This is a genomic window from Chitinophaga sp., assembly GCF_035564935.1.
Classification (GTDB): Bacteria; Bacteroidota; Bacteroidia; order Chitinophagales; family Chitinophagaceae; genus Chitinophaga.
On sequence record NZ_DATMTE010000337.1, the window covers coordinates 1 to 12,770 of the forward strand.

The following is a 12,770-nucleotide window of genomic DNA, read 5'->3' on the forward strand; positions in this document are numbered from 1 at the left end:
CTGTTGGTGAAGCTTGTTATCGTTTAAGCGATTCATTTTACTTTTTGGCCAGCCCCTGGCATTATATCAAAAAAGTCGCTTAAATTTAGCGGTGACCTGTGACCTTTTATCATTCTACTTATTATGAATCGCATTCCGGGCTATCTGATTTTATGCTTATTCTTTTTTATAAATGCCTATGGTAAAGCACCAGCCGACAGTTTGCTGAAAGAACTGAACAGGGAGATGGCAAAGTCGGCGGCTTATGATGCCATCAAGATCCGTGGGATAGACAGCATAAAAAATACCCGGCAGGCGGCGGGTAATGATGTTGCACAACAATATCTTATTTGCAGGCAGCTTTACAACGCTTATAAGGTATTCAATTTTGATTCTGCTTTTACCTATGCTCAGCAGCTGCAGGCGCTGGCAGAAGAGTTGCACGACCCTGTGCTGATAACCGACGCCCGGGTGAAACTGGGATATGTTTTATTATCATCCGGCATGTTTACCGAAACAGCCACCTTCGTTAATACCATTGATCCCACTGGGGCGCCCGATAGTATCCGGTCGGCGTTTTTCCTGATGAAGAGCCGTTTGTATTTTGACCTGGCCGACTACAACCAGGATAAATATTACACCCCTGCCTATATTAAACTGGCCAGCACATATGTTGATTCCGCGCTTCACCTGCTGGCAGTCAATTCATTTGAATATAAATACAACAAGGGCCTGCAGTTATTCAAACTGGGGAATATCCCTGCAGCGCTGGCCATTTTTCCGGATCTTGACCAGCCGGGACTTTCAGGACGACAGCTGGCCATATCAGCCTGCACCCTGGGGTCTATATACGATGCCGCCGGCAACAAGGATACTGCCATTAGCCTGATGATCAGATCCGCCATTGCGGATATCCGGACTTCCACCAAAGAAACGATGGCCAGTTACAGCCTGGCTACCCTGCTTTTTGAAAGAGGGGACGTAAACAATGCATCCCATTGTATTGAAAGAGCCATTTCGGAAGCGGTGTTTTATGGCGCCCGGCAAAGAAAAGTAATGGTAAGTAGTATTTTACCCATTATTGAGCATGAACGGATCAATACAGCGGAAGAAAGAACCAGATCATTGCTCATCTATGCGGCCGTTGTTACCCTGTTGCTGGTGGCCCTCGTTATATTAGCGATCACTGTATTCCGGCAGGTACAGAAACTTAAAACCGCTCAACGCATTATTACCGCAGCCAATCTGAAACAACAGGAAATCAACAACCAGTTGCTGGAAGCTAATAAAATAAAAGAGGAGTATGTAGGTTATTGCTTTAATATCAATGCCACCTACATTGGGAAAATTGAAAAGCTGAAACAGCACCTGGAGCAGAAGTTAGCCGACAATAAACCGGCAGAACTCAGATTTCTTGTAAATAATATTAACATCCGCCAGGAAAGGGAGGAACTTTTCACCAATTTCGACAGGGTATTTCTTAAAATATTTCCGCACTTCGTGGCAGCATTCAATGCCCTTTTTGATAAAGAAAACCAGGTGCTGCTAAAGGAAAACGAACTGCTGAATACTGATATCCGGATTTTTGCACTGATCCGCATCGGGATCAGCGATAACGAAAAAATTGCCCGTATCCTGGAATACTCGGTAAATACCATTTACGCCTATAAAACCCGGATCAAAAAACGCGCATTGATCCCAAGCGAGGAGTTCGAAACGCATATTATGAACATTACAGCCCTGTAAAAACCATAAAAGAACGTCTCACAACATTAATATATTAAAAATTTATATACGAATATAACGTACTGTTAATCAATATCATTAAAGAGATAATTTTGGATTATTCGCCTTTATTTTCTATATTTTGACTGTAAAACTTGTTGCCCTGCTGATTCATTTTTTACTTTGAATCAGTAGAATGATAATACCAAACTCTAAATTCTAACCGGAGAACTAAAAACCACTAAAAGAAGACAGAACGACCAGGGTCGGTTCAAAAAACAAAGATTATCCACGTTGACAAAACTGCCGGGGCATACCCGGCAAGCAACGCCTTATTTTCTGTTCACAAAAAATTTAATGAAAAACATTTAATCCACGGGAGCAGTATATATGACTGCCCAAAAAATCCACTTTATGTTTAAAACAAGATCCATTAAGCATCTTTTTTTGTGCACATTGCTTTTCGCAATACAAGGTATTGCAGCCGCACAGAATAAGACCATTACCGGTAAGATCACAGACAAGAACGGGGTGGCTATCCCGGGCGCCACTGTTCAGATAAAAGGCACTAAGAGCGGAACTTCCGCTGATGCCGATGGAACTTTCAAAGTATCCGCCCCCCCGGAAGCAACTGCACTGATCGTCACTTTTATCGGGTATACCGCCCAGGAAGTGAGCATTGCCGGGAAAACAACTGTAAACGTACAACTGGTACAGGAAAATACGACCCTTACGGATGTAGTGGTAGTAGGTTATGGTACCTCCCGCAAAAAGGATATTACCGGCGCTATTGCCCAGGTGAAAGCCGCCGATTTTAATAAGGGTATTACCTCCGCCCCGGATCAGTTGATCCAGGGTAAGGTATCAGGCTTAATGATATTGAATAACAACGGCGCTCCCGGCGCCTCCGCCACCGTAAGGATCAGGGGTGTATCTTCTGTTCGTACGGGCAACCAGCCACTGTATGTAGTGGATGGAGTGCCGCTGGACGGCCGCGTGGCGCGCCCTTCCCTCAACCTCACAGGATTGGGACAAACACCCGATGCCAACCCGCTCAACTTTATCAACAGTAATGATATTGCCACCATGGAAGTATTGAAAGATGCTTCTGCTACCGCCATTTATGGTTCCCGCGGATCAAACGGCGTCATCATTATCAATACCAAAAAAGGAACAGCCGGTCCTACTGTAGTAGATGTTAACTACTCCGTAGGTATGAGCAACATTATGAGAAAGCTGGATGTACTGACCGGGGATGAATACCGCGCTGCCTTAAAAGAATACAACCTCACCGGCGATGGCGGCGGCAACTCCGACGGACTGGGCTCCATTCTCAGAACCGGCGTTACCCAAAATGTACAGGTGGCCATGAGCGGCGGCAACGAAACCAGCCGCTACAGAGCTTCCTTCGGTATGCAGGACCAACAGGGTATTGTGAAGAAAACCGGCATGAAGAAATACACCGCTTCCCTCAGCGGCCAGAACAAATTCCTGGAAAGCAAACAACTGGGCATCGATTACGGCATTATGGCGGCGCAAACCAGCGAACAACTGGCGCCCATTTCCAATAACGCCGGTTTCACCGGAAGCCTGATCGGCCAGGCATTGCAGTGGAACCCAACAGTTCCGCTGACTAATCCTGACGGCTCACTGAACATCCTTGCTAAAAACCAGGCCATCAACCCAATGAACATGTCGGAAGGATACAATGATAAGGCTAACATCAGTTATATACTGGCAAGCATCTCTCCTTATTTCAAATTCAACGACAACTGGGAATACCGTATGATGTACAGCGTAAATCACCAGGTAGGACAAAGAAGGGCATCCCTGGATTCTTCTATTAACATCGACCAGGTATTGGGTGTGGGTATTGCCGCCTACAACACCGCTGAGCTAACTACCCAGTTATTCAACAACACATTGAATTACACCAAGGAATTTTCCGGTGGCTGGAACCTGAACGCCATGGTAGGTTATGAATACCAGAAATTTGCATACTCCGGTGTGGGCATCGGCGCCAAGGGTTTTCCCACCAATGCCGTAGATTATACAGACATCTTACAAACTCCTACACAGGTAAATACCAATATTAACTCTTTCCGTAACCCAAGTTCAGAGCTGCAGTCATTCTTCGGCAGGGTAACGGTAAACGCAAAAGACAAGTATCTCCTCACTGCTACTATGAGAGCAGACGGCTCCAGCAAGTTTGGTGCTAACAACCGTTATGGATACTTCCCCTCCTTTGCTGCCAAATGGAACATCTCCAGTGAAGAGTTCATGAAGGGCGGCAATTTCTTCAGCAACCTCGCATTGAGAGCAGGTTATGGCATCACCGGTAACCAGGAATTTCCCGCCGGCGCTGCCCAGGCCCAGTACTTCCTGGCTTCCGGCGGGAAAGCCAGCCTGATCAATGTACCTAACCCCGACCTGAAATGGGAAGAATCCAAACAACTGAACGTTGGATTGGATTTCGGATTCCTCAAAGGCCGGATAAGCGGTACAGTGGATTACTTCCTGAAAAACACCACCAACCTGTTGTTCAGCTTCCCGGCCATCCAACCGGCACCGGCCTCCAGCTACTGGATCAATTTACCGGGTAAGGTAATGAATACAGGTGTGGAGCTGTCTGTACGAGGCGATATCATCCAGTCGAAAAACTGGCAGTGGAACCTGGGCGTAAACGCCACCTGGCTGAAAAACGAAATGTCGGGCTATTACGGTCCTACTGTTAATACCGGTTCCATCGACGGACAGGGTGTATCCGGCGTAACTTCACAGCGCCTTGCCAACGGTTACCCGCTGAACACTTTCTATCTGCGCAGATTTGAAGGTTTTGACGATAAAGGAATGAGTATCTATTCAGATAATGGAAACACCCTTTATTACATGACCAACCCCAATCCAAAAGTATTACTGGGTATTAATACATCAGTGGCTTATAAAAAATGGAGCCTTGCTGCCAGCTCACATGGGGCTTTTGGCTTCCAGGTATATAACAACACCGCTAACACCGTATTACCTATCGGGAACCTGGGCTCCAGGAATATTGCCAAAGCCCTGGTGGGTAACGGAGAAGCCCAAACGAACTCTCCTGCTGCTTCTTCCCGCTATCTTGAAAACGGCAACTTCCTTAAACTGGATAACCTCACCATCGCCTACAACATAGGTCCGGTAGGAAAGGTATTCAGGGCTGCTACTGTATCAGTGACCGGCCAGAACCTCTTCGTTATTACAAAGTACACAGGATTTGATCCGGAAGTAAATACAGATAAAAACATTAATGGTGTAAGCTCCTTCGGTATTGAATACTCTCCGTATCCAACTGCCAGGACCTTTTTGCTCGGTGTACAGTTTACCTTATAATCTACTTCTTAAAAAAGATCACAATGACGACTCAACATATCATTAAAACAGCCATAGTATTAGCCTGCACCGTTGGTTTTACGGCCTGCAGCCTGAATGAAGACCTGGGGAGTAACCTGAACCAGGAACAGGCGGACTCACTTATCAAAGCGCCCCAGTTGCTGGTAACTGCTTATGATAACCTGCAGAACGCCTACCAGGCATTTTCCCAGACATGGGGAATGAGTGAAATCACTACCGATGAAGCGTTGGGACCCACCCGCGGCGGCGACTGGGACGATAACGGTGTTTGGCGCGCCCTGCACCAGCACCAATGGACTCCCGATCACGCACACATCCAAAACACTTTCAGCGCCCTGCTATTGGAACAATTCAGCGCCACCAATGTATTGAATTTCCGCCCTACGCCGAGGCAGGAAGCAGAGGCTCGTTTCTTACGCGCATTCTCTATGTTTTCCGTGGTTGACCTTTATGGCCAAGTGCCTTTCCGCGAGCCGGGCGAAAACCTGTTGAATCCGCCGAAAGTATTCAAAACAGCAGAAGCACTGGATTTCATTGTGTCGGAACTGAATGACATCCTGCCCAATTTGCCGGACAGGGTTACTGCCAAAGACGCTTTTGTAGCCAGTAAAGATGCAGCCCGTTTTCTGCTGATGAAAATATACCTGAACAAAGGCGCCTTCCTGAACAGAAAAGCCCCCACCTTTGATGCGGCAGACATGCAAAAGGTGATTAAACTGGCTGATGAACTAACGGCGAGCGGCTATACAATCACGCCCAACTACTTCGACAACTTTGGAAAAGATAATGATGCAAAATCCAAAGAGAATATTTTTACCCAACAGAACGGACCTGGCGTCAGTAATGTTCGTAACGGCGACAATGTATACTGCCGCTGGATGTGCACCCTGCATTATAGCCAGAATCCCAGCGGATGGAATGGGTTCACTACTTTGTCTGATTTCTATGATTCATTTGAAGCAGCGGATACCCGCAGAGGGGGCGACTATCCGGGTGTGACAAATGTTTCCGGTTTGAAAGTAGGCTTCCTGATCGGTCAGCAATACAACCAGAATGGAGAGAAGATCCTCGACAGGAGCAAGCGCCCGCTCATTTTTACCCGCGAAGTGGAACTCAGGGCTACCGGCGACCAGGTAGAAATGTCTGGTATCAGGGTGGTGAAATATCCTCCTGATATGGGTTCCAGCGGCAATGAAGCAACCAATGACTTTGTGTTTTTCCGTTACGCAGATGCGTTGCTCATGAAAGCTGAAGCGCTTATCAGAACCGGTAGCGCTCCTGCAGCACTCCTGATAGTGAATGATCTTCGTGCTAAGCGTAGCGCCACACCGCTGTTAACAATGGATCTTACCAAAATGCTGGCGGAAAGAGGTCGTGAGTTGTATTGGGAAGGCTGGAGAAGACAAGACCTGATCCGCTTTGGTAAATACCTGGATGCATGGCAGCTGAAAAGCGCCAGCGATCCGAAATACCTGCTGTTCCCGATTCCCACCAGCGATCTTGCAGTAAATCCAAACCTGGAGCAAAACCCGGGTTACTGATAATTATTCTTTTGTTGCGGGCAGGGTTTAACCAGCCCTGCCCCGCAGCAAATCCCTCTCCCTGTTGATATTTATATCTGTTCCGCATTACACCGCTAATGCGACAGGGGAGTTCTTTGCGTAGCAAATCAATCTTTCTTATGTATACAAAAGCTCTGCTAAGGCGCTCAGGATGGCTGTTACTGCTTTCCTGCCTGACGGCCCAGGCACAAAACCAGGTAAAAAAGATCGGTAAAGTAAACACGGTCAGCATCTCAGGGCAACAAGTAAAAATCAGTGCAGAAAATGCCTTCGCGGAAATCACCGTATATAGCCCCTCTGTGATTCGTGTAAGAATGGATCAGCATCCGCTTACAGCTGATTTTTCTTATGCGGTAACGGCTAAACCTGTTACCACCCGCCTACAGACTACACAAAACAACAATGAAATCAATATAACCACCGACTCCCTGCAACTGCGTATCTCCAAAAATCCTTTTGCCATTCATTTTCTTACCCCTTCGGGAGAAGTAATTAATGAAGATGAAGAAGGATTAACCACCTCATGGATTGGCGATGAAGTAACTACCTACAAAAAAATGCAGGAAGGAGAAAGGTTTATTGGTCTTGGTGAAAAAACCGGCAACCTCGATCGTAAAGGAGAAGGCTATACAAACTGGAACTCCGACAAATTTGGATATGCCACCAACCAGGACCCCATTTATGCCACCATCCCTTTTTATGTGGGCATACATCACCATCTTAACTACGGCATTTTCTTCGATAATACCTTCCAGAGCGATTTTAACTTCGGCGCCAGTAACAACCGTTTTTCTTCTTTTGGCGCCAGGGGAGGAGAGATGAATTATTATTTCATTTATCATCCGCAAATGGCAGATATCATTACTTCCTATACTTCGCTCACCGGCCGCATGCCCATGCCGCCATTGTGGAGCCTTGGCTACCAGCAAAACCGGTATAGCTATTATCCCGACACAGAGGTACTGCGGATAGCGCAAACCCTGCGGGAGAAAAAGATCCCGGCAGACGGCATTACGCTCGATATCCACTATATGGATGCCTACAAACTGTTTACCTGGAATAAAGACCGCTTCCCCAATCCACAGCAGCTAACCCGGCAGCTGGAGGATATGGGCTTTAAAATAACGGTGATCGTAGACCCGGGAATAAAGGTGGAAGAAGGATACGCAGCATACGAAAGCGGGAAGAAAGAAAACATCTTCATAAAATACCCTGACGGACAAAATTATACCGGCCAGGTATGGCCCGGCTGGTGCCACTTTCCCGACTTTACCAGTGTAAAAGGCCGCAACTGGTGGAAAGGACAAATAAAATCATACCTGCGGAATGGGGTGCGCGGTATATGGAACGATATGAACGAAATAGCTACCTGGGGACAGAAAATGCCTAACAATGTGATATTTGATTATGAAGGTCACCCGGTAACACATCAACAAGCGCACAACATATACGGTCTCGAAATGGTGCGTGCCAGCTATGAAGGCGCCAGGGAAGAACTGAAGAAACGCCCGTTCCTGTTAACCAGGGCGGCCTATGCAGGCTCGCAACGTTACAGCGCCATCTGGACCGGCGACAACCGGGCGGAAGAAGATCATATGCTGCTGGGGGTTCGCCTGTTGAACAGCCTGGGTATCAGCGGTATGCCTTTCTCCGGCATGGATATAGGCGGCTTTACCGGGAATCCGACCGTGAGCCTGTATGCCCGCTGGATGCAGATAGGGGCATTCATTCCGTACTACCGTAACCACACCGGTGTAAATACCAAATCCTCGGAGCCATGGGCTTACGGGGAAGAGGTGCTGGAAATTTCCCGCAATTATATTAACCTGCGTTACCGCCTGCTGCCTTATCTCTATAGCTCCATGTATGAAGCCACCCGTACAGGTATGCCCGTTATGCGCACCCTGGCGCTTACCCATACTTTCGACAACAACGTTTATGATACTCGTTTCCAGAACCAGTATGGCTACGGCAATGCCTTTATGATAGCACCTTTCGAGAGCACTAAAGAATTTGGTTCGATCTATTTCCCCGAAGGAAAATGGTATAATCTTTATAATGACAGCAGCACTACGGGTAAACAAGAGATAATTACACCACTGGATATAAAAACACTGCCGGTATATGTAAAAGAAAGCAGCATCATTCCTATGCAATCATTAATACAAAGCACTTCTGAAAAACCAACTGACACGCTTTTCCTGCATGTTTACAAAGGTGATCAGCAAAATTCCTTTGTTTATTATGAAGACGACGGGGAAAGTTTTGACAATGAGAAAGGAGTGTATTATCAGCGGAAGATTAGCTATCATCCTGCCGATAAAAAAATTATCCTGGAGAAAGCTGATGGCAGTTATGTTTCCAGGTTTCATCACATTAAATTATTACTCCACGGATTTGGGGATCAAAAAAGTATAACCGTTAATGGTAGTGCGCTGCCATTAATAGCAACCGGTTATTCTTTCCTTTCACCTATATCACGCTTTGATCCGCAAGGATCGTCGATTCCAGCAGAGCGTTGTACTGTGCAACAGGCAACCTTTGATAATGGTAATCAGCTAATTAACGTGGATTTGTAATAATAAGAACGGCCTCCTGGATTTTCCGGGGGGTCTTCTTTTAAACCCCGCTCCCTGTCTGTACCATTCGCCCCGCAGCAGCGTATATAAATAATGACTACCAGGAAGAAAAATCAGTGCTTCCTTTTACCGCAATTTTTTAACTGTTATATTTGAGATGTCCTGATCCCTGTCTTCACGATCATCTTAAACCTTTCATTATGGACATTAATATCATTACCCCTGCGGACGCCACATATGAAGAGTGGAACAGCCGTGGTGTTAACCTGAGATGGAAGGGGCAGCCCTCCGGAATTATTCCCGTAACCACCACAAATGAATTGCAAGAAGCCCTGCAATATGCGGTAGATAATAATAAACGTGTGGTTGTTCGCGGCGGCGGGCACTGCCTTGAAAACTTTGTGGCAGATCCGGCTGTTGAGATGGTGATTGATATTTCGCGGATGAAAGGTATCCGCTATGATGAGCAAATGAACGCAATTGAAGTAACCGCAGGTTCAACGTTGGGAGAAGTGCTTGAAGCACTGGACCGGCAGTGGGGAACTTTATTGCCAGCAGGGCAGCACCCCGCTATTGGCATGGGAGGGCATATATCCGGAGGCGCTTTTGGTTTCCTTCACCGACAGCATGGACTGGCAGCAGATTATTTGTATGCAGTGGAAATATTGTGGGTGAATAATGAACGGCAGGTAGAGAAAGTGATTGCCACAAGGGAAGAGAATGATCCGAATCGTGAGCTTTGGTGGGCACACACAGGAGGAGGGACTGGCAATTTCGGAATTGTTACCCGGTACTGGTTTCGTGCTGCCGGTGTGAAGGAGCATGATCCTTCCCTGTTATTGCCTAAATCACCGGAAGTATTGGAAACAATAGAGATGGAGTGGGACTGGGAGCAGATAGATGAACGGGTATTCAAACAGCTGCTGGACAATTTCGGGGAATGGAGTAGCATGCATGGCAGTGCAGACACCAAAGCCGGCAACCTGTTTGCGACACTGTACCTGCTTAACAAAGTGACCGGAAAAATTATGCTGAAAGCTGTGTTATCAGATTGCCCGGAAGAAACAGCAGAAGAATTTGCTGCCGCGATCTCCGCGGGTCTTGGTATAACAGGAAGGGCTACACGAAAACCCATGCGATGGCTGGAATTTGCATTGCAGCCTTTTCCGGACATTTTCGTGGAACAGCGGGCAGCTTTTAAAGTGAAAGACGCACTATTGCGGGCGCCCTATACACATGCACAGGCGGGCATTATATACCGTTATCTGACAACACATACGGATGTGCCGGGAGGCGCCGTTGGCGTAGCTACCTTTGGCGGTAAAATGAATGCAGTAGCTCCGGATGCTACAGCATTTCCTCAGCGGGACTCCATTATGGCTACGGCCTGCAACGTGGGGTGGATAGATCCCGCAGATGAAGCCAAATCGCTGGCATGGGCACGGGCTCTTTACCAGGAGCTGTTTGCTGAAACAGGAGGATTGCCTGTACCAGGCGGGCAGTCCGGCGGATGCTTGATTGCCCACCCCGATGCAGATCTGGCTGATGAGCAATTTAATAAATCAGGGGTACCATGGCATGTGTTTTATTACCAGGATAATTACAAACGGCTGCAACACGTAAAAAGAAAGTGGGACCCGCTCGGGATATTCCGGCATGCACTAAGTGTGGAGGGAGTGTGATGCTACTGCAGAACAGCAGCAAAATATAACGTGGGTAAAACAAGCCTGTATATGCTATGGTGAAATAACAAGCATGCGGCCTCGGGAATAAGTATTACTTAAGAGCGCAGCTGCTATGTAAAGGGCAAGACTTTCCCCGTAGGGCAGGCCCCAACCTATTATAAAAGAGTGCAGTTACCAGCAATATTCTCCGCCGTGCATTCCGGAATTGAAGCACAAGTATTCTATTTAAAATTCCTTGCTTCAGAAAACAACGTTGCACCTATTTCTTCTGTTTTCGGTGGTTGCATTGCCATACCGGTTGCTTTAGAAGGCAATAACCGGCGCAGGAATTTAGACAGATCGTAGCAACCGGTTACAATAACATGAACAACTTCTCCTTCCCGTTGCAGTGTACCTTCTACCATAAGGAGCCTGGCTTGCAGGATTTCCTTGCGATACCTGGTGAATTGCTGTTGAAACACGACCAGGTTACTGCAACCTGTTTCATCTTCGATGGTGATAAAGCAAACGCCTTTAGCTGTACCGGGTCTTTGGCGAACCAGTACAAGACCTGCAACCTTTACGGCCGCGCCATTCCTGGCGCCTTCCAGCTCTTTTGCGGAAAGGATATGCAACAATTGTAACTTTTCCCTTACAAAGCTTACAGGGTGTGCTTTTAAGGATAAAGAAGTGGTGCTGTAATCGTGTACTACATGTTCTGAAAGAGTCATTTCCGGTAGCTGTACCTGGGTTTCTGCCGCGCTTTCAGAGGGCTGCCCTGTGAAAATACCAATAGGACGGTCGTGCAGTGCTGAAACCTCCCAGAGGGCTTTACGCCGGTCAAGTCCCATAGACCGGAAAGCATCTGCATCTGCCAGTTTTTCCAGGGTAATCAGGGTAACGCCTGCCTCCCGTAATGCATGGATGGTGGTATAACCTGTATTGCGGCAAGCTATAAGTTGCTGTACATCTTCCTGGCTGATGCCTTTTATATGGCGAAAGCCAAGTCGAAGCGGGCAATAGTCGCCTTTTTTTTCTTCCAGTATATTATCCCAGAGGGAAAGATTTACATCAACCGCTTTCACCTCCACGCCATGTTTCCGCGCATCGGTAACAATTTGTGCCGGCTGGTAAAAACCCATCGGCAAGCTGTTAAGTAAGGCACAGGCAAAAACATCCGGATAGTGATACTTAAGCCAGCTGGAAACATATACCAGCAAAGCAAAACTGGCAGCATGACTTTCAGGAAAGCCATAACTGCCAAAACCTTCCAGCTGTTTAAAAACACGCAGCGCAAATTCTGCATCGTATCCTTTGGCTACCATGCCTTTCACCAGTTTTTCCCGGAACTTCGTTACCTGGCCTGGCGCTTTGAATGTGGCCATACTTCTACGGAGCTCGTCTGCTTCTGCTGCAGAAAACCCGGCAGCAACCATGGCTATTTTCATGGCTTGCTCCTGGAACAATGGGACGCCCAATGTTCTTTCTAAAATTTTCTCCAGCTCCGGTGAAGGGTAAACAGGATCCTCTTCCCCATTGCGGCGACGTAAATAAGGGTGCACCATATCTCCCTGGATAGGCCCGGGGCGTACAATAGCTACTTCAATCACCAGGTCGTAAAAATTTTTAGGTTTTAACCGTGGCAGCATGGATTGTTGCGCCCGGCTTTCGATCTGGAATACACCAATAGTATCCGCATGGCCTATCATTTCATATACCTCCTTATCATCTTCCGGAACACTGGCCAATGTAAGAGGATGATCATGATGTGTTTTTGCAAGATCAAAGGCTTTGCGGATACAGGTAAGCATTCCCAATGCCAGCACATCTATCTTAAGAAATCCAAGTACATCAATATCATCTTTGTTCCATTC

General features: G+C 47.1%; 6 protein-coding genes. 5 read left to right on the forward strand and 1 reads right to left on the reverse strand.

Features of this window, described 5'->3' with window-relative positions:
• The first annotated feature begins 123 nt into the window (after positions 1 to 123).
• The 5 genes from VN105_RS08940 (at position 124) to VN105_RS08960 (ending at position 10,914) form a co-directional block, all read left to right on the forward strand.
• Positions 124 to 1,725, forward strand: a complete 1,602-nt coding sequence (locus VN105_RS08940) for a DUF6377 domain-containing protein (protein ID WP_325639999.1) — start codon at positions 124 to 126, stop codon at positions 1,723 to 1,725.
• A gap of 393 nt (positions 1,726 to 2,118) precedes the next feature.
• A complete protein-coding gene (locus VN105_RS08945; RefSeq protein ID WP_325640000.1) occupies positions 2,119 to 5,070 on the forward strand; it encodes a SusC/RagA family TonB-linked outer membrane protein in 2,952 nt (983 codons plus the stop codon).
• 23 nt (positions 5,071 to 5,093) lie between these two features.
• Positions 5,094 to 6,632, forward strand: a complete 1,539-nt coding sequence (locus tag VN105_RS08950; protein ID WP_325640001.1) for a RagB/SusD family nutrient uptake outer membrane protein — start codon at positions 5,094 to 5,096, stop codon at positions 6,630 to 6,632.
• A gap of 140 nt (positions 6,633 to 6,772) precedes the next feature.
• Positions 6,773 to 9,232, forward strand: coding sequence for a glycoside hydrolase family 31 protein (locus tag VN105_RS08955; protein WP_325640002.1), 2,460 nt, complete (start codon positions 6,773 to 6,775; stop codon positions 9,230 to 9,232).
• A 200-nt stretch (positions 9,233 to 9,432) separates the two neighbouring features.
• Positions 9,433 to 10,914 carry an FAD-binding oxidoreductase gene (locus VN105_RS08960; RefSeq protein WP_325640003.1) on the forward strand — a complete coding sequence of 494 codons (1,482 nt, stop codon included), beginning with the start codon at positions 9,433 to 9,435 and terminating at the stop codon, positions 10,912 to 10,914.
• A gap of 224 nt (positions 10,915 to 11,138) precedes the next feature.
• Here the strand turns inward: VN105_RS08960 and VN105_RS08965 are convergent.
• Positions 11,139 to 12,770, reverse strand: a 1,632-nt coding sequence (locus VN105_RS08965) for an OB-fold nucleic acid binding domain-containing protein (RefSeq protein WP_325640004.1), incomplete at its 5' end; no start/stop codon positions are given.